Source organism: Flavobacterium sp. 3HN19-14, from assembly GCF_051373205.1.
Classification (GTDB): Bacteria; Bacteroidota; Bacteroidia; order Flavobacteriales; family Flavobacteriaceae; genus Flavobacterium.
The window spans coordinates 1,464,454-1,490,980 of record NZ_JBPPZT010000001.1; the positions used below are offsets into that span (position 1 = coordinate 1,464,454).

23 protein-coding genes and 8 pseudogenes are annotated in these 26,527 nt (G+C 48.2%); 25 read left to right on the forward strand and 6 right to left on the reverse strand.

The features are described from left to right. Window positions 1-24 precede the first annotated feature (24 nt). Window positions 25-924, forward strand: a complete 900-nt coding sequence (locus ACSLFW_RS07740; RefSeq protein ID WP_436555291.1) for a CpsD/CapB family tyrosine-protein kinase — start codon at window positions 25-27, stop codon at window positions 922-924. Window positions 925-1,003: 79 nt separating this feature from the next. Here the strand turns inward: ACSLFW_RS07740 and ACSLFW_RS07745 are convergent, their stop codons facing one another. From ACSLFW_RS07745 to ACSLFW_RS07755, 3 genes and pseudogenes are all read right to left on the reverse strand, one after another. Further along, entirely contained in the window at window positions 1,004-1,669 is a 666-nt protein-coding gene (locus ACSLFW_RS07745; protein WP_436555292.1) for a tyrosine-protein phosphatase, read from the reverse strand. Between the two features lie 130 nt (window positions 1,670-1,799). Continuing rightward, entirely contained in the window at window positions 1,800-2,003 is a 204-nt protein-coding gene (locus ACSLFW_RS07750; protein WP_436555293.1) for a hypothetical protein, read from the reverse strand. 210 nt (window positions 2,004-2,213) lie between these two features. Beyond that, window positions 2,214-3,805: pseudogene (locus ACSLFW_RS07755) on the reverse strand (peptide chain release factor 3). Between the two features lie 147 nt (window positions 3,806-3,952). Between ACSLFW_RS07755 and ACSLFW_RS07760 the strand changes: the two are divergent. Continuing rightward, the gene (locus tag ACSLFW_RS07760) at window positions 3,953-4,600 is read left to right on the forward strand and encodes a response regulator (RefSeq protein WP_436555294.1); all 648 of its coding nucleotides are present in this window, start codon (window positions 3,953-3,955) and stop codon (window positions 4,598-4,600) included. Here the strand turns inward: ACSLFW_RS07760 and ACSLFW_RS07765 are convergent. Genes ACSLFW_RS07765 through ACSLFW_RS07775 form a run of 3 tightly spaced genes read right to left on the reverse strand, consistent with a single transcriptional unit; the run spans window position 4,597 to window position 7,602 of the window. Next, window positions 4,597-6,288 carry an ATP-binding protein gene (locus ACSLFW_RS07765; RefSeq protein WP_436555295.1) on the reverse strand — a complete coding sequence of 564 codons (1,692 nt, stop codon included), beginning with the start codon at window positions 6,286-6,288 and terminating at the stop codon, window positions 4,597-4,599. The genes ACSLFW_RS07760 and ACSLFW_RS07765 overlap by 4 nt on opposite strands. Further along, window positions 6,210-6,680 carry a hypothetical protein gene (locus ACSLFW_RS07770; RefSeq protein ID WP_436555296.1) on the reverse strand — a complete coding sequence of 157 codons (471 nt, stop codon included), beginning with the start codon at window positions 6,678-6,680 and terminating at the stop codon, window positions 6,210-6,212. The genes ACSLFW_RS07765 and ACSLFW_RS07770 overlap by 79 nt, the downstream gene beginning before the upstream one ends. A gap of 19 nt (window positions 6,681-6,699) precedes the next feature. Next, a complete protein-coding gene (locus ACSLFW_RS07775; protein WP_436555297.1) occupies window positions 6,700-7,602 on the reverse strand; it encodes a two-component regulator propeller domain-containing protein in 903 nt (300 codons plus the stop codon). Between the two features lie 565 nt (window positions 7,603-8,167). Here ACSLFW_RS07775 and ACSLFW_RS07780 point away from each other — a divergent pair. The 23 genes and pseudogenes from ACSLFW_RS07780 to ACSLFW_RS07890 all read left to right on the forward strand — a co-directional run. Beyond that, window positions 8,168-8,659: an Ig-like domain-containing protein gene (locus tag ACSLFW_RS07780; RefSeq protein WP_436555298.1), complete on the forward strand. Its 492-nt coding sequence runs from the start codon at window positions 8,168-8,170 to the stop codon at window positions 8,657-8,659. Next, window positions 8,575-9,156: a hypothetical protein gene (locus ACSLFW_RS07785; RefSeq protein WP_436557508.1), complete on the forward strand. Its 582-nt coding sequence runs from the start codon at window positions 8,575-8,577 to the stop codon at window positions 9,154-9,156. The genes ACSLFW_RS07780 and ACSLFW_RS07785 overlap by 85 nt, the downstream gene beginning before the upstream one ends. A gap of 229 nt (window positions 9,157-9,385) precedes the next feature. Then, window positions 9,386-9,841 (forward strand): hypothetical protein, encoded by a 456-nt coding sequence (locus tag ACSLFW_RS07790; protein WP_436555299.1) that lies wholly within the window; start codon window positions 9,386-9,388, stop codon window positions 9,839-9,841. After that, window positions 9,838-10,644 carry an Ig-like domain-containing protein gene (locus ACSLFW_RS07795; RefSeq protein WP_436555300.1) on the forward strand — a complete coding sequence of 269 codons (807 nt, stop codon included), beginning with the start codon at window positions 9,838-9,840 and terminating at the stop codon, window positions 10,642-10,644. Before ACSLFW_RS07790 ends, ACSLFW_RS07795 begins: the two co-directional genes overlap by 4 nt. Beyond that, on the forward strand, window positions 10,526-13,783 hold the full coding sequence (locus tag ACSLFW_RS07800) for an Ig-like domain-containing protein (RefSeq protein WP_436555301.1): 3,258 nt from the start codon (window positions 10,526-10,528) through the stop codon (window positions 13,781-13,783). Before ACSLFW_RS07795 ends, ACSLFW_RS07800 begins: the two co-directional genes overlap by 119 nt. After that, on the forward strand, window positions 13,734-14,423 hold the full coding sequence (locus tag ACSLFW_RS07805; RefSeq protein WP_436555302.1) for a hypothetical protein: 690 nt from the start codon (window positions 13,734-13,736) through the stop codon (window positions 14,421-14,423). Before ACSLFW_RS07800 ends, ACSLFW_RS07805 begins: the two co-directional genes overlap by 50 nt. Before the next feature lie 189 nt (window positions 14,424-14,612). Beyond that, the gene (locus ACSLFW_RS07810) at window positions 14,613-14,768 is read left to right on the forward strand and encodes a hypothetical protein (protein ID WP_436555303.1); all 156 of its coding nucleotides are present in this window, start codon (window positions 14,613-14,615) and stop codon (window positions 14,766-14,768) included. Then, entirely contained in the window at window positions 14,719-15,168 is a 450-nt protein-coding gene (locus ACSLFW_RS07815) for a hypothetical protein (RefSeq protein WP_436555304.1), read from the forward strand. The genes ACSLFW_RS07810 and ACSLFW_RS07815 overlap by 50 nt, the downstream gene beginning before the upstream one ends. 43 nt (window positions 15,169-15,211) lie before the next feature. Next, window positions 15,212-16,000, forward strand: a complete 789-nt coding sequence (locus tag ACSLFW_RS07820) for a hypothetical protein (protein WP_436555305.1) — start codon at window positions 15,212-15,214, stop codon at window positions 15,998-16,000. Then, window positions 15,951-16,247 (forward strand): hypothetical protein, encoded by a 297-nt coding sequence (locus tag ACSLFW_RS07825; RefSeq protein WP_436555306.1) that lies wholly within the window; start codon window positions 15,951-15,953, stop codon window positions 16,245-16,247. Before ACSLFW_RS07820 ends, ACSLFW_RS07825 begins: the two co-directional genes overlap by 50 nt. Continuing rightward, window positions 16,198-16,740 (forward strand): hypothetical protein, encoded by a 543-nt coding sequence (locus ACSLFW_RS07830; protein ID WP_436555307.1) that lies wholly within the window; start codon window positions 16,198-16,200, stop codon window positions 16,738-16,740. The genes ACSLFW_RS07825 and ACSLFW_RS07830 overlap by 50 nt, the downstream gene beginning before the upstream one ends. A 90-nt stretch (window positions 16,741-16,830) precedes the next feature. Then, entirely contained in the window at window positions 16,831-17,232 is a 402-nt protein-coding gene (locus tag ACSLFW_RS07835; protein ID WP_436555308.1) for a hypothetical protein, read from the forward strand. Window positions 17,233-17,428: 196 nt separating this feature from the next. Further along, window positions 17,429-17,917, forward strand: a pseudogene (locus ACSLFW_RS07840) (Ig-like domain-containing protein); the annotation flags it as partial. A gap of 32 nt (window positions 17,918-17,949) precedes the next feature. Further along, entirely contained in the window at window positions 17,950-19,056 is a 1,107-nt protein-coding gene (locus ACSLFW_RS07845; RefSeq protein ID WP_436555309.1) for an Ig-like domain-containing protein, read from the forward strand. Further along, window positions 18,945-19,676: pseudogene (locus tag ACSLFW_RS07850) on the forward strand (Ig-like domain-containing protein); the annotation flags it as partial. The gene ACSLFW_RS07845 and the pseudogene ACSLFW_RS07850, both read left to right, overlap by 112 nt. A gap of 125 nt (window positions 19,677-19,801) precedes the next feature. Next, complete coding sequence (locus ACSLFW_RS07855) at window positions 19,802-20,908, forward strand: Ig-like domain-containing protein (RefSeq protein ID WP_436555310.1); 1,107 nt, start codon at window positions 19,802-19,804, stop codon at window positions 20,906-20,908. Continuing rightward, window positions 20,797-21,396 (forward strand): annotated as a pseudogene (locus ACSLFW_RS07860) (Ig-like domain-containing protein); the annotation flags it as partial. The gene ACSLFW_RS07855 and the pseudogene ACSLFW_RS07860, both read left to right, overlap by 112 nt. After that, a complete protein-coding gene (locus ACSLFW_RS07865) occupies window positions 21,344-21,835 on the forward strand; it encodes a cadherin-like domain-containing protein (RefSeq protein WP_436555311.1) in 492 nt (163 codons plus the stop codon). The pseudogene ACSLFW_RS07860 and the gene ACSLFW_RS07865, both read left to right, overlap by 53 nt. Further along, a pseudogene (locus tag ACSLFW_RS07870) lies at window positions 21,724-23,691 on the forward strand (beta strand repeat-containing protein); the annotation flags it as partial. The gene ACSLFW_RS07865 and the pseudogene ACSLFW_RS07870, both read left to right, overlap by 112 nt. A 125-nt stretch (window positions 23,692-23,816) precedes the next feature. Then, a pseudogene (locus ACSLFW_RS07875) lies at window positions 23,817-24,401 on the forward strand (Ig-like domain-containing protein); the annotation flags it as partial. A gap of 32 nt (window positions 24,402-24,433) precedes the next feature. After that, window positions 24,434-24,667 (forward strand): annotated as a pseudogene (locus ACSLFW_RS07880) (Ig-like domain-containing protein); the annotation flags it as partial. A gap of 74 nt (window positions 24,668-24,741) precedes the next feature. Next, on the forward strand, window positions 24,742-25,848 hold the full coding sequence (locus tag ACSLFW_RS07885) for an Ig-like domain-containing protein (RefSeq protein WP_436555312.1): 1,107 nt from the start codon (window positions 24,742-24,744) through the stop codon (window positions 25,846-25,848). Then, window positions 25,737-26,504: pseudogene (locus ACSLFW_RS07890) on the forward strand (Ig-like domain-containing protein); the annotation flags it as partial. The gene ACSLFW_RS07885 and the pseudogene ACSLFW_RS07890, both read left to right, overlap by 112 nt. Between the last annotated feature and the right edge of the window lie 23 nt (window positions 26,505-26,527).

A 26,527-nucleotide genomic window follows, 5' to 3' on the forward strand; every position in this document is an offset into this window, starting at 1 on the left:
TACCTGATTGGGTTAATACTTGGATTGGTAATTCCGTTCTCAATAATTTACATCAGAGAATTGCTTGACAATAAAATCAACAACAGATTTGACGTTGAAAGCCGCGTTACAATTCCATTTATTGGTGACGTGCCAAAATCTGAAACGCACGATGAACTTATCAAAGTTAACAGCCGTTCGAGTTCAGCTGAGGCGATGAGGATTGTAAGAACGAATCTTGATTTTATCCTCAACCAAGTACCGGAAGGACAGGCAAAAACGATTTTCATGACATCAACTTTCCCTAAAGAAGGAAAGACGTTTATATCTGTGAACCTTGCGGGAACATTTGCGCTTTCGGGTAAAAAAGTACTGCTTGTTGGTCTTGATATTCGTAATCCAAAGCTGGATGAGTATATGAATTTACCCAACAGAGGGGTTACGACTTATCTTTCTTCCAAAACTGCGAATATCAAAGATCTTATTGTAAAGCTTGACGGTTACGAAGATTTTTATGTATTGCCGGCAGGTATCATTCCACCAAATCCGGCCGAATTATTATTAAGCAGCAAAGTTGATGCAATGTTTGAAACCCTGAAGAAAGAGTTTGACTATCTTATTGTGGATACGGCACCAGTAAGTCTTGTAACCGATACATTATTGATTGCAAAACATGCCGATTCATTTATTTATGTGGTAAGGGCCAACTTCCTTGATAAGCGAATGCTGAGGATTCCGCAAACTTTATACGAACAGAAAAAACTACCGCACATGTCTATCCTCCTTAATGATACCGATGCTACTAAAGGTTATGGTTATGGCTACGGTTATGGGTATGGCTATGGTTACGGCTATGGTTATGGATATGGCTACGGCTATGGCGTTGAAGTCAAGAAAGTGCCATGGCATGTTAACCTGATGAATAAGTTGAGAAGGAAGTCGTAAGACTTCCTTTTTTTATCTGAAGAAATTATTGTTTGCAATTGCAGTTTTGAGCGGAGACAAGTCTTTAATTTCTAACTTGTTATTGAAACGCCTGGATATGGTTTTTGTGGTGCGCATCCGAGCCAACATAATCTATCATTCCCAATGATAGCAGCTCTTTAGCGGTCTGAAAAACGGCTTCTCCATAATAACCGACAGAAGACAGCAAGTTGAGTTGAAAATGACAGCCAGCCTTCTTTAAGCGCTTGTATTCAGCGATGTTGTTGTGGTAAAAGACATATCTTTCAGGGTGCGCTAAAACAGGAATATAATCTGCATTCTGTAAATCAAATAGGATGTCATACAATTGGATTGGGGCATTCATATAAGACATCTCAACCAATACATAATTGTCTTTTAGGGTAAGCAAGGGCTCTCTGTTGAATTGGGTCACGAAATCAACATCCATAAGATATTCCGAAGCCGAACGAAAAGGGATATTGACGTTGTTGCCGCTCAGCAATTTAGTTGTTTCATCATGTTTTGCAAGGATGCCTTCACGCGTATTGTCCCAAACATGATTGATCGTATGCGGCGTAGTAATAAATGCATTAGTGCCAAATTCCATTAATGAATTGGTCAGGAATAAGGTGTCTTCGAAAGTTTTTGCGCCGTCGTCGATGCCAAAAAGCAGGTGGGAGTGAATATCAATATAATCTGTAAGCAGATCACGAAGAAATATTTTTGGCTTTTTGAAGAATAACATCGCTGCTTATACTGTGAATATTTAGATGTGATTGACGCGTTTATCCGACAAAAACAATTGGTTTAATTAATAGAAACAAAAAAAGCACCAAGTGTAAATTTGGTGCGTTTTTTATGCAGGAAAAATTGATTTATGCAGTTTTTCTTTGCGCTCTGAACTGGTAGTAAGCAAATGCGATACCAACGATAGCAAGGTAAATCAATTTTGTATTTATTGGTGCAGGCGGGTCACCACCTCCAACTTCTTCATCCGGATCCGGCGCTTGTGCAAACGTTGCAAAGCTTACTGTCAGCATCACAATTGATAGCAAGAATTTTGAGTAATTAAATTTCATAATAATATAATTTAGATTTTAAACTTTTTGTAAATGTAACATTTATTTTAATAAATCAAATTAACAAAACGTTTTTTTTGCTTTAAATCCCACGTATTCGTGTTAAAAAATGTTAACGAGACTACAAATTTAATGCTTTTTGTTGAATATTCTAATTTTTATTAAAAAAAACGCAATATTTTTTTCTTGTAATACTTTTCTTAACTAGTTTTAATCGTATTCTGAAGTGAAAAATAACTTCACATTCGGGTACTTGCTTTGCGTCATCTGAATCGTAAAATCCGAGTCAGCCAGAAACACTAATTGGTCATATTTATCTTTCGCCAAAAACTTCTGCTTGATGCGTTTGAACTCTTTAAATTCCTCGCTTTTTGCATCATCAGGCTTTACCCAGCAGGCCTTGTGAACGGGAAAATTTTCATAGGTACATTTAGCACCATATTCATGCTCAAGCCGGTATTGAATGACTTCATATTGCAGCGCGCCAACTGTCCCGATAACTTTCCTGTTGTTCATTTCGAGTGTAAATAATTGCGCCACGCCTTCGTCCATCAACTGGTCAATTCCTTTATCAAGTTGTTTGGCTTTTAACGGATCGGCGTTGTTGATGTACCTGAAATGTTCCGGTGAAAAACTCGGAATTCCTTTAAAGCTCATCAATTCACCTTCGGTCAGAGTGTCGCCAATTTTAAAATTCCCGGTATCGTGCAATCCGACGATATCACCAGGGTAGGAAATATCGACAATTTCTTTTTTCTCGGCAAAAAATGCATTCGGACTTGAGAATTTCAGGTTTTTATTTTGGCGTACGTGCAAATAAGGTTTATTCCTTTCAAAAGTGCCCGAAACAATTTTCACAAATGCCAGACGGTCGCGGTGTTTCGGATCCATATTGGCATGGATTTTAAAAACAAAACCCGACATTTTATCTTCGGCCGGATCAACAAGCCTGGTTTCTGATTCTTTTGGTCGGGGAGAAGGTGCAATTTCAACAAAACAGTCGAGCAATTCCCTCACGCCAAAATTATTCAATGCAGAACCGAAAAACACTGGTTGTAATCTTCCGTCGAGGTAATCCTGACGGTCAAATTTCGGATAAACTTCATCGATCAGTTCGAGTTCTTCGCGCAGTCTTTCGGCAGGTTTTTGCCCGATGATTTTCTCCAGCTCCGGATTGTTCTGTACGTCTGAAAAAGCAATTGTTTCTTCGATATTTTTACGGCTGTCACCACTGAAAAGATTGATGTTTTCTTCCCAAAGATTATAAATTCCCTGAAAGTCATAACCCATTCCGATCGGGAAACTCAATGGTGTAACGGTCAATCCGAGTTTCTGTTCCACTTCATCCATCAAATCGAAAGCATCTTTTCCTTCACGGTCAAGTTTATTTATAAAAACGATGATCGGGATTTTGCGCATGCGGCAAACTGCAACCAGTTTTTCAGTTTGTTCCTCGACACCTTTTGCAACGTCGATAACAACGATTACGCTGTCGACTGCTGTTAAAGTTCGAAACGTATCTTCGGCGAAATCCTTGTGGCCGGGCGTATCAAGAATATTGATTTTTTTGTCTTTGTAATTGAACGCCAGCACCGATGTTGATACCGAAATTCCTCTTTGGCGCTCGATTTCCATAAAATCGGAAGTCGCGCCTTTTTGATTTTGTTATTTTTTACGGCACCGGCTTCCTGAATCGCACCTCCGAAAAGGAGAAGTTTTTCCGTAAGCGTAGTTTTTCCCGCATCGGGATGCGAAATGATGCCAAATGTGCGTCGTCTTTTAATTTCTTCTGTAAAACCCATAATCCTGATAAATCAGCTGCAAAAGTACGCTTAATAATTAAAATTTCAACAGTGGATTTGTTTCAAAATGTTCGTAAAATTTATTGCCGAAACTTGGAAAAGTCGAAAATTGTAATACATTTGGAATAACTACCAACCAATTAAAAAATGATTACTGATATTAAAGTCCTTCTGGCTGACGACCACAGCGTTGTCCGGCAGGGAGTCTATCTTATACTCAAAGAAGATTACAAAAACCTGGCGATTTCTCACGCGGAAGATTTCGGAAAAATAATGACGAAAATCGAACAGGAAGCTTTCGATTTTATTGTTCTTGACATTGCAATTCCCGAAGGTAAAGGCATACAGATGATAAGCCTGATTAAGGCGGTCCGCCCCAATATTAAAATTCTTATTTTTTCAGCTTACGACGAAGATTTGTATGCGGTACGCTATTTAAAATCCGGCGCTGACGGTTATTTGAATAAATTGTGCAGTGAAGCCGAATTCAAGCTGGCATTCTCTTCCATTCTGGATGGCGGAACTTACATCAGTGAATCAATAAAGCAAAAAATGGAGGAAAACCTACTGAACAAACATGCTGCTAATCCGTTGGGTGTACTTTCTGCAAGAGAAATGGAAATTGCAAGGCTTTTGATCAAAGGCGAAGGTAATCTTGAAATTGCCAACAAGCTTTATTTGCAAAACAGCACAGTAAGTACTTACAAAAACCGGATCTTTGAAAAACTTGAAGTCAGTAATACCGTTGCATTGGCTTTGTTGTTCCGGTCGCATGACGAAGCTGCTTTCAACTAAAAGATAAGCGTTACTGTCGTGCCATAATCTTCTTTGCTGTCAATCTGCATTTTTCCGTTGAGGATCATTAACAACTCGAGTACGATATGCAGGCCAACCCTGTCTTTATTTTTGCTTCGTTTTAAATCAAAATTATCCGACAGCGATTGGTAATAATGCAGCAAAATGGCATTTATGCCTTTTCCGGTGTCTGTTATTTTGATGAGTGTACTATTTTCACTTGTCTCAGAAGAGAAAGTGATAATGCCATTCGTTGTGTTCTTTACGGCATTGTCAAGCAGGTTGTGCAATACAATCCGGAATAATTGCTTGTTCTTTTTCAGCATTACCTGATCAGGAACCATATTTTTTATAATGGTCTTTTTTGAACCGGCGATGCCTTCAAACAACGAGATTTTTTCATTGATTACATCATGCAGTACAAATGGTCTCGCAGATAATTCATCATCTTCAAAATTTACTTTGGAATATTCAAGCAGGTTTTCGACAAAATTATACATCTGCGAAGACGAGCTGTAAATGGCATGAATGTTATCTTTGAGGTCTTCGGTATCTTCTTCAAAAGTGTCATACATGTATTTGCTGGCCATCGACATAAATTTGAGCGGACTTTTAATGTCATGCGTAATGATCTGGATGATTTTGGTGTTGTTTTCTATTTGCAGGTTCAGCGTATCTTTAGTTTTCCGAAGTGTACTGATGGTGTTGCGCAAATCGGAGGTTTTTTCGTTTACCGAACGTTCGAGCAAAATGTTGCGGCGCCTGATGTATTTCGTACGGAGTTTGTAGAGCAATAAAATAAAAAATACAACCAGTATCAAAATCAAAATCCGGAAACAGACGGTTTGCCAGAATGCCGGCGCAATGACAATTGCCATTTTTTTATAAATGTAAATATTGTTGAAACCTGAAAGTTTCCGGATCGTCAGTTCATAAACGCCCGGATAAAGATTGGTGAATGAGATTTTATTGTCAGGCGAAATTTCCGTCCAGTCTAAAGCATCCTGGCCGTCAAGTTTTACCTCGAGATTTTGGTTGTTGGCATTTCCGTAATAGGGGCTGCTGCAAAAAAATGTAATGCGCCCAAAATTCCTGTCGAGTTTTAATGTGTCAGTAACTTGAAGTTCTTTACCGTCAATTTCTGCCTTGTCGATAAAAATGGCGTTATAGGATAAAATCGGATGGATATTATCAGGATTAAAAGTCACAATTCCGTTAATCGAAGGCAGGAAAATATTCTCGCCGTTGAATACGCCGCAAGGCTGACAGCCGCCATTGAATTCGTTTGTTGTAAATTCGGAATCTTTGTTATAGTAATGATAATAAACAGCTTTTATTTTCTTTTCGGCATAATCAAGCAGGCTTTTTTTGCACATCTGGAACAAGCCTTTGTTGGTTGAAATCCAGAAAAAACCATTTTTGTCTTCGATAATACAATGCGAGGAGAGCAGGTATTTGTTCTTGTCTGTCGGGAAAGTATATTTTTTTCCATTCCTGAAAAGAAAAAAACCTTTTTCATAAGTCGTTACCCAAATGTCATTTCCGGATAGGAAGACATAGCGAACTTTCAGATCTTCGCTGCCCGGAATTTGAGAATATTTCCGGGTTTTTAAATCGAGTTTGTAAACGCCGGCTCTGGTTCCCAGCCATAAAACATCATTCCGGCTTTGCTGCAGGCAGGTAACCATAAGATTGTTGTCTGAAAATTTGTGAAAAACCGGATTTTCTTCCGGTAAAAAATAATAGAGTCCTTTGGATTTGTATAAGAGGTCTTCGGTGCTGAACCAGATTTTTCCGTCGGGCCTGGCAAAACGTTGAAATGATATTGCCGATTTTCCAGGTTTCTTCTTTTGATATCCGGATGATTTTTGTAGCGATAGATATTTTCACCCGATTTGGTCCAGGCATCTTCGTTTTTGTCAATGACAATTGCATAGCCGTCGCTTGAAAAATTGTGCCTTTCCTTTGCGCCATTTTTATCGAATACGGTTCCGTTGGAAGTAATTATTCTGTTGCCTGAAATGCCGTGAATTGCATAATAAACTTCATCTTTTTCGGATGTTTTTTCCTGTGCGTGCAAGCTTTTAAACGGCAATATTTTATATATTCCAAGTCCTTTTGTCTGACTTCCAAAATAAACTATGCCGTTTTTTATATCGTGATAAATCTGGACCAACATTATCTGCAATGAGATTTTCGCCGGTGATTAATAAAGATTTTTGCAAGGCGTCATTTTTTGCTGAAATCGTATAAACATTGTTTTTTGAATAAATGAAGACTTGCTGTGAGATGATATTCCAGATCAATCTGCCTTCTGCTCCGATTGAAATATCGAGATGCTTCCATAAAACGCCATTGCTATCGATGCGCGCATAATCACCATTATCTTTCAGGTAAAAAAGCGTTTCGCCGAATGAAAAAAAACGGGCATTCGATTCGTATTCGAAATGTTGAGAAACCATTATTTTTCCTTCCGGATTGTAAAAACTGATGGTATCATTTGCAATGACATAATAATATTCTGACGGAAGCGGAATTTTATAAGGCATCTTTGGCAGTCCGAAAAGAACACTTGGAATGCCATTTGCCGTAAAAGGGATATTGGTTATGCCACGCACATATTGCCGGGCTTTTGGGAATTTTGCCGGATCAATTTTTTTAGCAGTATGGCGGTTAATGAGGATGTAATCATCTTCAACATCGGTATTGATATAAAGGCTGTCTTTTTTCGCGTTGCCGATGATATAAAACAAGCGGTTGTTTTTTATGCCGATATTCTGGCTATTGAAAATTTCAAAATCCTTACCATCGTAACGTACGAGCCCGTTTTCAGTACTCATCCAAATAAATCCGTACTTGTCTGGCGCAATAGATTTGATGCTGTTTTGTGGTAAATCATCGCTGTCGGTAGCCCAGCTGACCCGACTTTGCGATTGTACTAAAAATGTTGAGAAAAGCAGCAGCAATTTAAAAGCTGTAATCCTTTTTTTATGTGTAGTCATTATTGTAATTTTGTTCAGTGAAAATAAAAATAGTTTAAACAAAAGTTAATGATTTTTTAACCTTTGAAATTTAATTTTGTAGCGTGAGGGGAGTGGTTGAATTTACAGATTATTCTTTTTCGGCAGATTTTTATTTTGTAGTATTAATTCTACTTTATTCGCTAAACACGTAGTGGTAGTTAAATTTCTACAGGTTTAAATTTGGAAAATTTTTATTTTCTTTTCATCTTTGTTAACAAAAAATTGTTGAAAACATTTAGATATACAGCGTAACAATTTAACGGTTTTAGGGGAGATCCTGATTTGGATGTTTTGCGTATATATCAAACGCGAAGTTAAATTTTCCTTAAAGACCAGAATTTTAACAGATGATGTAATCGGTGAAAATGTGAAAAAACGCAGGTGTATTTCATCGATGTTATTTCACAACATATCGAAAACATTGAAGTTTTAGAAGTACGCCTGCTGTTAAAGGGCAGGTTTTAACATATTTTTGTGCGCTGAAAGCCATAATTGGCTGCGCCCCATTTTTATTAAGAGATTTATATAATTTACATAGACACATATGCGAGAATTATTACACTTCAGAAAAGTTTATTTATTATTATTTGCTGCGACGGTCTTTTTGCATTCTAATAATGCGAAAGCACAGGTTGTAGCGGTTGATGATAACGTAAGTACGATTCAGGGAAAACCTGCTACTTTCAACGTGCTTACAAATGATACCGGGAACTACAATCCCGGCTCTGTTACGATTATCAACCTGCCAGTGGCGGGAACAATCCAGCAGGGTCTGAATGGAACGATAACTTATCTGCCAAACGGTAACTACATCGGTCTTGATGAAATTGTTTACCAGGTTGTGACTATACGACCCCAACGCCTGTATGTGTCCAGGCCACGGTTCACATTGAAGTTACGCAGACTTTTGTTAATCCTTGTTCAGAAGCTACAAGGGCTAAGACTTTCTACATGCCCTTCCCGGAGTATAATTTATGGACGGCTTTGCGTCGTGCTGCGAATGCTACTGGAGCCAATGCACTGGCTTATTCTGTAAGAAATATTACAAGTATCAAGAGTCCGTATCCCGGAGCTGTAATGACCTACGATCACTGGGAAGATGGATATGAAGCTGATATTACAAACCCTACACAATCAACTACTTTGATTTGGGGTGATGGTGATTTGACAAATGGTGTTGCTCCCGGTTATCCGACAGATCTCTTGCCGGCTGGTGCCAGTATCGTATTGGATAATACTTTTGGCTATGGTGATCTTAGGGGCGATGTAGCTCCTATTACCGATATACAATATGATGGTAAAGATAAATTATATAGTACCAATGATATTGCGGTATCCAAAGTAACTGGTGATACGGGGCAGTTTGCGCTCCAATTAGCTAAGTCTGACGTTTATGATACGAGTCGTTTTGGAAATTTATTCGTTGTAGGTTTTGGAGAGGATTTAGCAGCAGCGAATCCTGTTTTTCGTTATGCGTCTCTTTTGGTAAGGCTCGCAAAATGGAACAAATGTAAATCTCGACTACGACGGTAACGGTACTGTCGATGCTACAAAAGTCCTTAATGAAGGTGAAGTCTGGTTTTATGACGGTAACGAGGTTGCTGTCGCGGGCGCTACCGATGCCCAGAAAAATGCCGGTATTAATACTGCAGTCGATATTAAGGCAGGGGCAACTGTTACGGCAGACAAGCCTGTCGGTGTCGACGTATTATTTGGTGCATTGGATAATTATGGAACTAGGAATATTAACATATTCCAATCTTTGTTTTATGGAAGTACCTATTATACTCCGGTATCTCAAACCTGGACTGGTGCCAATCCGGCGCCTACAAAAGTATATTTCTACAATCCGCTGCCAAATCCTATTACAATCAATTGGACCAATACTGCAACTACGGGAAGTTTGGTTGTTCCGGCATCAGGAAGTAATTCCATATCATTAACGACAGTTTCCGGATGGAAATTTCAGAGTGCGGGAGGCGAGGCATATACGGCTATTCAGATTATGGATGATGACGCTGCCGGATCTACTTATGACTGGGCGATAACACTTCTTGCTTCTGAACGTCTCACAGATTTTACAAGTATTGCATGGGCACCCGGCTCGATAAATAATGGTACGGGCAACAACTATAACCCGATTTGGGTTACGCCAACAGCCAATGCAACCATCTATGTAAAATTTGATGGTAACCTTACTGCATTGGCCGATTTATGAGTCCATGTAATGTTCCCTATGATGTATCTTATACATTAACGGCTTTACAGGAACAGCGTATACGAAATGCTACTACTGGTGACCAAAGTGGTATTGCCATTTTCAGTTGCGGAGTTCCATTCGCTGCTGTTTATGGTGAAGATGCTAACGGTGCTTCGACAGGATCTCCTGCGATTGACGTTGGAACCGTTATGCAGCCAAAATGTTTGACCAATCTTATTTTGGCCAATGACGACATGGAGGTTACCGAACCCAATACACCTATTATAGTAAGCATACTTTCAAATGATTCCGGTTTCCTTGCAACTGTAAATCCGGCTTCTGTGATTATTACCAGCCAGCCGACTCACGGTACGGTTCAGGTTAATAATGATGGTACTGTTACCTATACGCCAAATACTGGATATCTGGGAACAGATACTTTCAACTACCAAGTTTGTGCGAAAGAGTATGTGACTACTTGTGATGATGCGAAAGTTACCATCACGATTACCAATTGTAACGCAAAGGCTAATGAAAACCTGATTTCAGGTAAAATTTTCGTGGAGTCTTTACCTGATGACGGCGTCTATAATCCAGGTGAAAAATTAACCGGAGGTGTAACGGTCAACCTTTACAGGGATGCAGATTGCAGCGGAACAGTTAATGGAACCGAGTTTATTCAGGAATCTGTAGTGTCAGATCTTGTTCGGAAATTACGAATTCAGCGTAATTCCCGGATTTTATGCATTAGATGGATTTCCTTCTGCTGGCGCTGTTGGCGGAAATACCGGTACGCAAAACTTCAGTTCCAACTGGATTGAGTCAGGAACCAATGATTTCAATACCTCACCGGTAACTATTGCCAGTGATGGTGGAAACTTTGTCCTTATAATGAATGGTGCCAATAAATCGGCTTCGAGAGGGGTACTGTTCAGTAATGCAACAGATGCAACGTTATCGTTCAGATTTAAAAGAGGGGTTTTAGATGCCAATGATGCATTGGCAGTAACAGTAAATGGTACTACTGTATATACGATTACAAGGATATTAACGGTTGCTGAAACGACTTATACTTCTGTAATTATCACTATTCCTTCTGGTGTATTTAATGCAAATGGCAATAATATTATCGCATTTGTCAATAATGGTAACTTCAGTAATACAAATACTGTTAATATTGACGATGTTAAAGTCAGCTATACGCAATCGACTGCTTGTTATATTGTAAGAGAAGATGTTTCGGCAACTGGCGGAAGATTCACGACCTCGTCATTAAATACCCGTACAGCAACGGTTACCGGATTTGGTACTTGTGTGAAAAACTTGTATATGGGTGTAATTGCTCATTTGACTGCTTCAAATGATTCTTATAACATCATCACGGATGTTCCGCAAACTTTATCTGTTTTGACAAATGATGTTGTGGGTATTCCTGATCCGGCAACGGTAACGATTACATCTGCGCCGACAAATGGCAGCGTAGTGGTTAATCCTGACGGAACAATTACTTATACGCCAAATACAGGTTATAACGGTGCAGATTCATTCCAATATACTGTATGTAGTAAAGACGATCCTACCGTATGTTCGCCTGCCACTGTTACGCTCAACGTTGCCTGTACTTCAATACCTGGACAAAATACTGTAGTTGGCTTTGTTTACAATGATACCAATAATAATGGAACCCGTAATCCTGGTGAAGCGGGAATACAAAGTGTTTCTGTTGACTTATTGAGTGATGCAAACGGTGATGGTTTAATCAACGGAGCAGATGCGGTAGTACAAACTACTTCAACTGTTTCCGGAGGAACATACCAATTCAATATCACGCCGCCACAAACTGCAAATACAGTGCGTGACCAATTCAGTTCTGCTGCTTATAATCTTAATAATGGTACAGTAAACTGGGCATCGAACTGGACAGAAACAGGCGAGGCGACAAATGCTACAGCTGGAAACATTACAGTAACAGGAAATGCATTGAGAATTTCCGGAGCTTCTGTGCGAAGCATACAAAGGTCTGCAAATCTTACAGGCGCCATTTCTGCTACTCTGACCTACGACTTTACTAAAACCGGCGGTACTGCTGCCACAGATATATTGAATGTACAGGCTGCACCGGATGGTGCCACCTGGACGACAGTTGGAACGATAGGCCCAGCCAATTCAACAGGAACAGGCAATATTGTTCTTCCTAATACCTATTGGACAGCCAATATGGCGATTCGTTTCCTTATTCCAAATGCATCTAATACAGGTGTGTATGTTTTGGATAATATACAAATAGCTTATAATACTTATGCCCCGGCCAGTTACATAGTTAGACTGACTACACCTTTAGCAAACGGTTATGTGCAGACTTCTACGCCTGTTCTTTATCCTGTTAGCTTTACAGGAGCAGGAGCAGCACAATGTTCTAAAAATTACGGCATCGTAAAAAATACTGATCTCAGAATTACCAAAACGACACCAAATATGACCCCGGTTGCCGGGTCTAATATAGTATTCACATTAACGGCAACTAACCTTGGAGCTGCTAATGCTACCGGTGTTGTCGTAAATGATTTGTTGCCAGCAGGATATACTTTTGTTTCGGCGACACCATCTGCGGGTTCTTATAATTCAGGTACGGGAGTCTGGACGATTGGTAATCTGAACAACGGATCAAGTGCTACACTCAGCATGACCGTTACAATTTTAGAGACAGGTAGTAAAGCTAATACTGCAACTATTTCAGGAAATGAAATCGATCCGGTTACTACTAATAATACCGTTATTACAACTCCGGCACCGCTTCCGGTTGCACCGACGGGTAGTGTTACTGTTCAGCCAACTTGTGCAGTTCCAACTGGCACTGTTGTGATTTCGTCACCGGCTGAAGGAACTGGTTTTCAATATAACGTTGATGGCGGAACTTATCAGGCATCGGCAACCTTTACAAACTTAACTCCGGGAAGCCATGCTTTCAGGGTAAGAAGAGTATCAGATAATACCAGCGTTTCATCGCCGACGAGTATATCTGTAAATGCTGCGCCGACACCGCCAGCCACTCCAACTACATCAAGTACAACAAATCCTACTTGTGCTGCTCCGAATAGCGGTTCGATTGTGTTCAATACACAAGCAGGAGTAGAGTACAGTATTAATAATGGCTCTACATATCAGGCATCAAACACATTCAATGGTCTTAGTGCCGGAACATATACTTTAAGAGTAAGAAGAACAAGCGATAACACTTGTACTACACAAGCTGCTAGTACAGTAACTTTGACACTTGCCACACCGGCAGTACCAACTACTTCAAGCGTTACACAACCTACATGTGCTGCCCCATCGGGTGGTTCTATTGTTTTCAATACACAATCAAATGTACAGTATAGTATCAATGGTGGTACAAGTTATCAGGCATCTCCAACATTCAGTGGATTGAGCGGAGGTACTTATAATTTGAGAGTAAGAAGTACAATTGATACAACTTGTTCTACTCCGGCAGCAAGTACAGTAACTTTAGTTACTCCTGCTGCTCCAGCAACTCCTACTACTTCCAGCGTTACACAGCCTACTTGTGGAGCACCAACCGGGGGTTCGATTGTTTTTAATACACAAGCAGGAGTAGAGTATAGTATTAATAATGGTACGAGCTACCAGGCATCCAATACATTTAGTGGACTAAGTGGGGGGTCTTATATTTTAAGAGTAAGAAATGCCACCGATAATACTTGTACGACTCAGGGTGCTACAGTCAATTTGACTACGCCTGCTGCACCTTCAGCACCTTCGGGTTCTGTTACCACGCAGCCTACATGCGCCGTACCTACGGGGCCCGTAACGATCACCGCACCGCTGGGTGCTGGATTCGAATATAATGTAGACGGAGGCACCTACCAGGGCATCGACCGTATTCTCGGGCTTGTCAGCCGGTGCATCGCATGCCTTCCGCACAAGGAGCACCGCGGATAATACGTGCGTCTCCTCGGTAACTAATATCTCTGTCAACGCGGCACCGACCGCACCTTCAGCACCTTCGGGTTCTGTTACCACGCAGCCTACATGCGCCGTTCCTACGGGGACCGTAACGATCACCGCACCGCTGGGTGCTGGATTCGAATATAATGTAGACGGAGGCACCTATCAGGCATCGACCGTATTCTCGGGCTTGTCAGCTGGTGCATCGCATGCTTTCCGCACAAGGAGCACCGCGGATAATACGTGTGTCTCCTCGGTAACTAATATCTCTGTCAACGCGGCACCGACCGCACCTTCAGCACCTTCGGGTTCTGTTACCACGCAGCCTACATGCGCCGTTCCTACTGGAACGGTAACTATCACCGCACCGCTTGGGGCAGGATTCGAATATAATGTAGACGGAGGCACCTACCAGGCATCGACCGTATTCTCGGGCTTGTCAGCCGGTGCATCGCATGCTTTCCGCACAAGGAGCACCGCGGATAATACGTGTGTCTCCTCGGTAACTAATATCTCTGTCAACGCGGCACCGACCGCACCTTCAGCACCTTCGGGTTCTGTTACCACGCAGCCTACATGCGCCGTTCCTACGGTGCACCGTAACGATCACCGCACCGCTGGGTGCTGGATTTGAATATAATGTAGACGGAGGCACCTACCAGGCATCGACCGTATTCTCGGGCTTGTCAGCTGGTGCATCGCATGCCTTCCGCACAAGGAGCACCACGGATAATACGTGTGTCTCCTCGGTAACTAATATCTCTGTCAACGCGGCACCGACCGCACCTTCAGCACCTTCGGGTTCTGTTACCACGCAGCCTACATGCGCCGTACCTACGGGGCCGTAACGATCACCGCACCGCTTGGTGCAGGATTCGAATATAATGTAGACGGAGGCACCTACCAGGGCATCGACCGTATTCTCGGGCTTGTCAGCCGGTGCATCGCATGCCTTCCGCACAAGGAGCACCACGGATAATACGTGTGTCTCTTCGGTAACTAATATCTCTGTCAACGCGGCACCGACCGCACCTTCAGCACCTTCGGGTTCTGTTACCACGCAGCCTACATGCGCCGTTCCTACTGGAACGGTAACGATCACCGCACCGCTTGGTGCAGGATTCGAATATAATGTAGACGGAGGCACCTACCAGGCATCGACCGTATTCTCGGGCTTGTCAGCCGGTGCATCGCATGCCTTCCGCACAAGGAGCACCACGGATAATACGTGTGTCTCTTCGGTAACTAATATCTCTGTCAACGCGGCACCGACCGCACCTTCAGCACCTTCGGGTTCTGTTACCACGCAGCCTACATGCGCCGTTCCTACGGTGAACCGTAACGATCACCGCACCGCTGGGTGCTGGATTCGAATATAATGTAGACGGAGGCACCTACCAGGCATCGACCGTATTCTCGGGCTTGTCAGCCGGTGCATCACATGCCTTCCGCACAAGGAGCACCACGGATAATACATGTGTCTCTTCGGTAACTAATATCTCTGTCAACGCGGCACCGACCGCACCTTCAGCACCTTCGGGTTCTGTTACCACGCAGCCTACATGCGCCGTTCCTACGGGAACCGTAACGATCACCGCACCGCTGGGTGCTGGATTCGAATATAATGTAGACGGAGGCACCTATCAGGCATCGACCGTATTCTCGGGCTTGTCAGCTGGTGCATCGCATGCCTTCCGCACAAGGAGCACCGCGGATAATACGTGTGTCTCCTCGGTAACTAATATCTCTGTCAACGCGGCACCGACCGCACCTTCAGCACCTTCGGGTTCTGTTACCACGCAGCCTACATGCGCCGTTCCTACGGGGCCAGTAACGATCACCGCACCGCTGGGTGCTGGATTTGAATATAATGTAGACGGAGGTGCCTACCAGGCATCGACCGTATTCTCGGGCTTGTCAGCTGGTGCATCGCATGCCTTCCGCACAAGGAGCACCACGGATAATACGTGTGTCTCCTCGGTAACTAATATCTCTGTCAACGCGGCACCGACCGCACCTTCAGCACCTTCGGGTTCTGTTACCACGCAGCCTACATGCGCCGTACCTACGGGGACCGTAACGATCACCGCACCGCTTGGTGCAGGATTCGAATATAATGTAGACGGAGGCACCTACCAGGGCATCGACCGTATTCTCGGGCTTGTCAGCCGGTGCATCGCATGCTTTCCGCACAAGGAGCACCGCGGATAATACGTGTGTCTCTTCGGTAACTAATATCTCTGTCAACGCGGCACCGACCGCACCTTCAGCACCTTCGGGTTCTGTTACCACGCAGCCTACATGCGCCGTCCCTACGGGGACCGTAACGATCACCGCACCGCTTGGTGCAGGATTCGAATATAATGTAGACGGAGGCACCTACCAGGGCATCGACCGTATTCTCGGGCTTGTCAGCTGGTGCATCGCATGCCTTCCGCACAAGGAGCACCGCGGATAATACGTGTGTCTCCTCGGTAACTAATATCTCTGTCAACGCGGCACCGACTGCACCTTCAGCACCTTCGGGTTCTGTTACCACGCAGCCTACATGCGCCGTTCCTACTGGGCACGTAACGATCACCGCACCGCTTGGTGCAGGATTCGAATATAATGTAGACGGAGGCACCTACCAGGCATCGACCGTATTCTCGGGCTTGTCAGCTGGTGCATCGCATGCCTTCCGCACAAGGAGCACCACGGATAATACGTGTGTCTCTTCGGTAACTAATATCTCTGTCAACGCGGCACCGACCGCACCTTCAGCACCTTCGGGTTCTGTTACCACGCAGCCTACATGCGCCGTTCCTACGGGAACCGTAACGATCACCGCACCGCTGGGTGCTGGATTCGAATATAATGTAGACGGAGGCACCTACCAGGGCATCGACCGTATTCTCGGGCTTGTCAGCTGGTGCATCGCATGCCTTCCGCACAAGGAGCACCGCGGATAATACGTGTGTCTCTTCGGTAACTAATATCTCTGTCAACGCGGCACCGACCGCACCTTCAGCACCTTCGGGTTCTGTTACCACGCAGCCTACATGCGCCGTTCCTACGGGACCGTAACGATCACCGCACCGCTGGGTGCTGGATTCGAATATAATGTAGACGGAGGCACCTACCAGGCATCGACCGTATTCTCGGGCTTGTCAGCTGGTGCATCACATGCCTTCCGCACAAGGAGCACCACGGATAATACGTGTGTCTCTTCGGTAACTAATATCTCTGTCAACGCGGCACCGACCGCACCTTCAGCACCTTCGGGTTCTGTTACCACGCAGCCTACATGCGCCGTTCCTACTGGAACGGTAACTATCACCGCACCGCTTGGGGCAGGATTCGAATATAATGTAGACGGAGGCACCTACCAGGGCATCGACCGTATTCTCGGGCTTGTCAGCTGGTGCATCGCATGCCTTCCGCACAAGGAGCACCACGGATAATACGTGTGTCTCTTCGGTAACTAATATCTCTGTCAACGCGGCACCGACTGCACCTTCATCACCTTCGGGTTCTGTTACCACGCAGCCTACATGCGCCGTTCCTACTGGGCACGTAACGATCACCGCACCGCTTGGTGCAGGATTCGAATATAATGTAGACGGAGGCACCTATCAGGCATCGACCGTATTCTCGGGCTTGTCAGCTGGTGCATCGCATGCTTTCCGCACAAGGAGCACCGCGGATAATACGTGTGTCTCTTCGGTAACTAATATCTCTGTCAACGCGGCACCGACTTTAAGCTTTTGTAGTCCATTAGCTGATAATGATAATGCTTCTACAAATGAAGATACTCAAGTGATCATTAATGTTCTTGATGGAGATAGTTTTGGGGGATATGGCCCTAGTGTAGGTTCGATTATTGTGGAAACCCAGCCTGCCAACGGTAGTGCATTGCTTAATAATAATGGCACACCAAATGATCCTACTGACGATACAATAACTTATATTCCAAATCCAAATTACTTCGGACCTGATAGTTTTACTTATACTATTACTGATTCTAATGGAGGCATTTCTACCGCGACAGTTACGATTAATGTAATATCCGATCCATCAGACCTACCGGCTGCGGTGAATGACCTTGCCACGACCCTTGAGGATACGCCTGTCACCGTCAATGTGCTTGTGAACGACAGCTTCGGCGGGGACGGCCGGGTGTGGGCACCATCTCTGTTACCCAGGGCGCAAACGGCACCGTTACGGTCAACGACAACGGTACGCCTAACGACCCTACGGACGATACGGTTACCTATACCCCGAATGCGAACTTCTTCGGATCGGACAGCTTCACCTATACCATCACCGATGCCTCCGGGGATACGGCCACCGCTACGGTGAACGTGACGATCAACCCTGATACTACCGATGTACCGGCTGCGGTGAATGACCTTGCCACGACCCTTGAGGATACGCCTGTCACCGTCAATGTGCTTGTGAACGACAGCTTCGGCGGGGACGGCCCGGGTGTGGGCACTATCTCTGTTACCCAGGGCGCAAACGGCACCGTTACGGTCAACGACAACGGTACGCCTAACGACCCTACGGACGATACGGTTACCTATACCCCGAATGCGAACTTCTTCGGATCGGACAGCTTCACCTATACCATCACCGATGCCTCCGGGGATACGGCCACCGCTACGGTGAACGTGACGATCAACCCTGATACTACCGATGTACCGGCTGCGGTGAATGACCTTGCCACAACCCTTGAGGATACGCCTGTCACCGTTAATGTGCTTGTGAACGACAGCTTCGGCGGGGACGGCCCGGGTGTGGGCACCATCTCTGTTACCCAGGGCGCAAACGGCACCGTTACGGTCAACGACAACGGTACGCCTAACGACCCTACGGACGATACGGTTACCTATACCCCGAATGCGAACTTCTTCGGATCGGACAGCTTCACCTATACCATCACCGATGCCTCCGGGGATACGGCCACCGCTACGGTGAACGTGACGATCAACCCTGATACTACCGATGTACCGGCTGCGGTGAATGACCTTGCCACAACCCTTGAGGATACGCCTGTCACCGTCAATGTGCTTGTGAACGACAGCTTCGGCGGGGACGGCCGGGTGTGGGCACCGTCTCTGTTACCCAGGGCGCGAACGGCACCGTTACGGTCAACGACAACGGTACGCCTAACGACCCTACGGACGATACGGTTACCTATACCCCGAATGCGAACTTCTTCGGATCGGACAGCTTCACCTATACCATCACCGATGCCTCCGGGGATACGGCCACCGCTACGGTGAACGTGACGATCAACCCTGATACTACCGATGTACCGGCTGCGGTGAACGACCTTGCCACGACCCTTGAGGATACGCCTGTCACCGTCAATGTGCTTGTGAACGACAGCTTCGGCGGGGACGGCCCGGGTGTGGGCACCGTCTCTGTTACCCAGGGCGCAAACGGCACCGTTACGGTCAACGACAACGGTACGCCTAACGACCCTACGGACGATACGGTTACCTATACCCCGAATGCGAACTTCTTCGGATCGGACAGCTTTACCTATACCATCACCGATGCCTCCGGGGATACGGCCACCGCTACGGTGAACGTGACGATCAACCCTGATACTACCGATGTACCGGCTGCGGTGAATGACCTTGCCACGACCCTTGAGGATACGCCTGTCACCGTTAATGTGCTTGTGAACGACAGCTTCGGCGGGGACGGCCCGGGTGTGGGCACTGTCTCTGTTACCCAGGGCGCGAACGGCACCGTTACGGTCAACGACAACGGTACGCCTAACGACCCTACGGACGATACGGTTACCTATACCCCGAATGCGAACTTCTTCGGATCGGACAGCTTCACCTATACCATCACCGATGCCTCCGGGGATACGGCCACCGCTACGGTGAACGTGACGATCAACCCTGATACTACCGATGTACCGGCTGCGGTGAACGACCTTGCCACGACCCTTGAGGATACGCCTGTCACCGTCAATGTGCTTGTGAACGACAGCTTCGGCGGGGACGGCCGGGTGTGGGCACCATCTCTATTACCCAGGGCGCAAACGGCACCGTTACGGTCAACGACAACGGTACGCCTAACGACCCTACGGACGATACGGTTACCTATACCCCGAATGCGAACTTCTTCGGATCGGACAGCTTCACCTATACCATCACCGATGCCTCCGGGGATACGGCCACCGCTACGGTGAACGTGACGATCAACCCTGATACTACCGATGTACCGGCTGCGGTGAACGACCTTGCCACGACCCTTGAGGATACGCCTGTCACCGTCAATGTGCTTGTGAACGACAGCTTCGGCGGGGACGGCCAGGGTGTGGGCACCATCTCTGTTACCCAGGGCGCGAACGGCACCGTTACGGTCAACGACAACGGTACGCCTAACGACCCTACGGACGATACGGTTACCTATACCCCGAATGCGAACTTCTTCGGATCGGACAGCTTCACCTATACCATCACCGATGCCTCCGGGGATACGGCCACCGCTACGGTGAACGTGACGATCAACCCTGATACTACCGATGTACCGGCTGCGGTGAATGACCTTGCCACGACCCTTGAGGATACGCCTGTCACCGTTAATGTGCTTGTGAACGACAGCTTCGGCGGGGACGGCCAGGGTGTGGGCACTCTGTCTGTTACCCAGGGCGCGAACGGCACCGTTACCGTTAACGACAACGGTACGCCTAACGACCCTACGGACGATACGGTTACCTATACCCCGAATGCGAACTTCTTCGGATCGGACAGCTTTACCTATACCATCACCGATGCCTCCGGGGATACGGCCACCGCTACGGTGAACGTGACGATCAACCCTGATACTACCGATGTACCGGCTGCGGTGAATGACCTTGCCACGACCCTTGAGGATACGCCTGTCACCGTTAATGTGCTTGTGAACGACAGCTTCGGCGGGGACGGCCGGGTGTGGGCACTGTCTCTGTTACCCAGGGCGCAAACGGCACCGTTACGGTCAACGACAACGGTACGCCTAACGACCCTACGGACGATACGGTTACCTATACCCCGAATGCGAACTTCTTCGGATCGGACAGCTTCACCTATACCATCACCGATGCCTCCGGGGATACGGCCACCGCTACGGTGAACGTGACGATCAACCCTGATACTACCGATGTACCGGCTGCGGTGAATGACCTTGCCACGACCCTTGAGGATACGCCTGTCACCGTTAATGTGCTTGTGAACGACAGCTTCGGCGGGGACTGCCCGGGTGTGGGCACCATCTCTGTTACCCAGGGCGCAAACGGCACTGTTACCGTTAACGACAACGGTACGCCTAACGACCCTACGGACGATACGGTTACCTATACCCCGAATGCGAACTTCTTCGGATCGGACAGCTTCACCTATACCATCACCGATGCCTCCGGGGATACGGCCACCGCTACGGTGAACGTGACGATCAACCCTGATACTACCGATGTACCGGCTGCGGTGAATGACCTTGCCACGACCCTTGAGGATACGCCTGTCACCGTCAATGTGCTTGTGAACGACAGCTTCGGCGGGGACGGCCAGGGTGTGGGCACTATCTCTGTTACCCAGGGCGCGAACGGCACCGTTACGGTCAACGACAACGGTACGCCTAACGACCCTACGGACGAGTACGGTTACCTATACCCCGAATGCGAACTTCTTCGGATCGGACAGCTTCACCTATACCATCACCGATGCCTCCGGGGATACGGCCACCGCTACGGTGAACGTGACGATCAACCCTGATACTACCGATGTACCGGCTGCGGTGAATGACCTTGCCACGACCCTTGAGGATACGCCTGTCACCGTCAATGTGCTTGTGAACGACAGCTTCGGCGGGGACGGCCGGGTGTGGGCACCATCTCTGTTACCCAGGGCGCAAACGGCACCGTTACGGTCAACGACAACGGTACGCCTAACGACCCTACGGACGATACGGTTACCTATACCCCGAATGCGAACTTCTTCGGATCGGACAGCTTCACCTATACCATCACCGATGCCTCCGGGGATACGGCCACCGCTACGGTGAACGTGACGATCAACCCTGATACTACCGATGTACCGGCTGCGGTGAATGACCTTGCCACGACCCTTGAGGATACGCCTGTCACCGTCAATGTGCTTGTGAACGACAGCTTCGGCGGGGACGGCCCGGGTGTGGGCACTGTCTCTGTTACCCAGGGCGCAAACGGCACCGTTACGGTCAACGACAACGGTACGCCTAACGACCCTACGGACGATACGGTTACCTATACCCCGAATGCGAACTTCTTCGGATCGGACAGCTTCACCTATACCATCACCGATGCCTCCGGGGATACGGCCACCGCTACGGTGAACGTGACGATCAACCCTGATACTACCGATGTACCGGCTGCGGTGAATGACCTTGCCACAACCCTTGAGGATACGCCTGTCACCGTTAATGTGCTTGTGAACGACAGCTTCGGCGGGGACGGCCCGGGTGTGGGCACCATCTCTGTTACCCAGGGCGCAAACGGCACCGTTACGGTCAACGACAACGGTACGCCTAACGACCCTACGGACGATACGGTTACCTATACCCCGAATGCGAACTTCTTCGGATCGGACAGCTTCACCTATACCATCACCGATGCCTCCGGGGATACGGCCACCGCTACGGTGAACGTGACGATCAACCCTGATACTACCGATGTACCGGCTGCGGTGAACGACCTTGCCACGACCCTTGAGGATACGCCTGTCACCGTCAATGTGCTTGTGAACGACAGCTTCGGCGGGGACGGCCCGGGTGTGGGCACCATCTCTGTTACCCAGGGCGCGAACGGCACCGTTACGGTCAACGACAACGGTACGCCTAACGACCCTACGGACGATACGGTTACCTATACCCCGAATGCGAACTTCTTCGGATCGGACAGCTTCACCTATACCATCACCGATGCCTCCGGGGATACGGCCACCGCTACGGTGAACGTGACGATCAACCCTGATACTACCGATGTACCGGCTGCGGTGAATGACCTTGCCACGACCCTTGAGGATACGCCTGTCACCGTTAATGTGCTTGTGAACGACAGCTTCGGCGGGGACGGCCCGGGTGTGGGCACTATCTCTGTTACCCAGGGCGCGAACGGCACCGTTACCGTTAACGACAACGGTACGCCTAACGACCCTACGGACGATACGGTCACCTATACCCCGAATGCGAACTTCTTCGGATCGGACAGCTTTACCTATACCATCACCGATGCCTCCGGGGATACGGCCACCGCTACGGTGAACGTGACGATCAACCCTGATACTACCGATGTACCGGCTGCGGTGAATGACCTTGCCACGACCCTTGAGGATACGCCTGTCACCGTTAATGTGCTTGTGAACGACAGCTTCGGCGGGGATGGCCGGGTGTGGGCACTATCTCTGTTACCCAGGGCGCAAACGGCACCGTTACGGTCAACGACAACGGTACGCCTAACGACCCTACGGACGAGTACGGTTACCTATACCCCGAATGCGAACTTCTTCGGATCGGACAGCTTCACCTATACCATCACCGATGCCTCCGGGGATACGGCCACCGCTACGGTGAACGTGACGATCAACCCTGATACTACCGATGTACCGGCTGCGGTGAATGACCTTGCCACGACCCTTGAGGATACGCCTGTCACCGTTAATGTGCTTGTGAACGACAGCTTCGGCGGGGACGGCCCGGGTGTGGGCACCATCTCTGTTACCCAGGGCGCAAACGGCACTGTTACGGTCAACGACAACGGTACGCCTAACGACCCTACGGACGATACGGTTACCTATACCCCGAATGCGAACTTCTTCGGATCGGACAGCTTCACCTATACCATCACCGATGCCTCCGGGGATACGGCCACCGCTACGGTGAACGTGACGATCAACCCTGATACTACCGATGTACCGGCTGCGGTGAATGACCTTGCCACGACCCTTGAGGATACGCCTGTCACCGTTAATGTGCTTGTGAACGACAGCTTCGGCGGGACGGCCCGGGTGTGGGCACCATCTCTGTTACCCAGGGCGCGAACGGCACCGTTACGGTCAACGACAACGGTACGCCTAACGACCCTACGGACGATACGGTTACCTATACCCCGAATGCGAACTTCTTCGGATCGGACAGCTTCACCTATACCATCACCGATGCCTCCGGGGATACGGCCACCGCTACGGTGAACGTGACGATCAACCCTGATACTACCGATGTACCGGCTGCGGTGAATGACCTTGCCACGACCCTTGAGGATACGCCTGTCACCGTCAATGTGCTTGTGAACGACAGCTTCGGCGGGGACGGCCCGGGTGTGGGCACTATCTCTGTTACCCAGGGCGCAAACGGCACCGTTACGGTCAACGACAACGGTACGCCTAACGACCCTACGGACGATACGGTTACCTATACCCCGAATGCGAACTTCTTCGGATCGGACAGCTTCACCTATACCATCACCGATGCCTCCGGGGATACGGCCACCGCTACGGTGAACGTGACGATCAACCCTGATACTACCGATGTACCGGCTGCGGTGAATGACCTTGCCACGACCCTTGAGGATACGCCTGTCACCGTTAATGTGCTTGTGAACGACAGCTTCGGCGGGGACGGCCGGGTGTGGGCACTATCTCTGTTACCCAGGGCGCAAACGGCACCGTTACGGTCAACGACAACGGTACGCCTAACGACCCTACGGACGATACGGTTACCTATACCCCGAATGCGAACTTCTTCGGATCGGACAGCTTTACCTATACCATCACCGATGCCTCCGGGGATACGGCCACCGCTACGGTGAACGTGACGATCAACCCTGATACTACCGATGTACCGGCTGCGGTGAATGACCTTGCCACGACCCTTGAGGATACGCCTGTCACCGTCAATGTGCTTGTGAACGACAGCTTCGGCGGGGACGGCCGGGTGTGGGCACCGTCTCTGTTACCCAGGGCGCAAACGGCACCGTTACGGTCAACGACAACGGTACGCCTAACGACCCTACGGACGATACGGTTACCTATACCCCGAATGCGAACTTCTTCGGATCGGACAGCTTTACCTATACCATCACCGATGCCTCCGGGGATACGGCCACCGCTACGGTGAACGTGACGATCAACCCTGATACTACCGATGTACCGGCTGCGGTGAATGACCTTGCCACGACCCTTGAGGATACGCCTGTCACCGTCAATGTGCTTGTGAACGACAGCTTCGGCGGGGACGGCCCGGGTGTGGGCACCGTCTCTGTTACCCAGGGCGCAAACGGCACCGTTACGGTCAACGACAACGGTACGCCTAACGACCCTACGGACGATACGGTTACCTATACCCCGAATGCGAACTTCTTCGGATCGGACAGCTTCACCTATACCATCACCGATGCCTCCGGGGATACGGCCACCGCTACGGTGAACGTGACGATCAACCCTGATACTACCGATGTACCGGCTGCGGTGAATGACCTTGCCACGACCCTTGAGGATACGCCTGTCACCGTTAATGTGCTTGTGAACGACAGCTTCGGCGGGGACGGCCGGGTGTGGGCACTGTCTCGTCTACCCAGGGCGCAAACGGCACCGTTACGGTCAACGACAACGGTACGCCTAACGACCCTACGGACGAGTACGGTTACCTATACCCCGAATGCGAACTTCTTCGGATCGGACAGCTTCACCTATACCATCACCGATGCCTCCGGGGATACGGCCACCGCTACGGTGAACGTGACGATCAACCCTGATACTACCGATGTACCGGCTGCGGTGAATGACCTTGCCACGACCCTTGAGGATACGCCTGTCACCGTTAATGTGCTTGTGAACGACAGCTTCGGCGGGGACGGCCGGGTGTGGGCACTGTCTCTGTTACCCAGGGCGCAAACGGCACCGTTACGGTCAACGACAACGGTACGCCTAACGACCCTACGGACGATACGGTTACCTATACCCCGAATGCGAACTTCTTCGGATCGGACAGCTTTACCTATACCATCACCGATGCCTCCGGGGATACGGCCACCGCTACGGTGAACGTGACGATCAACCCTGATACTACCGATGTACCGGCTGCGGTGAATGACCTTGCCACGACCCTTGAGGATACGCCTGTCACCGTCAATGTGCTTGTGAACGACAGCTTCGGCGGGGACGGCCAGGGTGTGGGCACCGTCTCTGTTACCCAGGGCGCAAACGGCACCGTTACGGTCAACGACAACGGTACGCCTAACGACCCTACGGACGATACGGTTACCTATACCCCGAATGCGAACTTCTTCGGATCGGACAGCTTCACCTATACCATCACCGATGCCTCCGGGGATACGGCCACCGCTACGGTGAACGTGACGATCAACCCTGATACTACCGATGTACCGGCTGCGGTGAATGACCTTGCCACGACCCTTGAGGATACGCCTGTCACCGTCAATGTGCTTGTGAACGACAGCTTCGGCGGGGACGGCCAGGGTGTGGGCACCATCTCTGTTACCCAGGGCGCGAACGGCACCGTTACGGTCAACGACAACGGTACGCCTAACGACCCTACGGACGATACGGTTACCTATACCCCGAATGCGAACTTCTTCGGATCGGACAGCTTCACCTATACCATCACCGATGCCTCCGGGGATACGGCCACCGCTACGGTGAACGTGACGATCAACCCTGATATTACCGATGTACCGGCTGCGGTGAACGACCTTGCCACGAC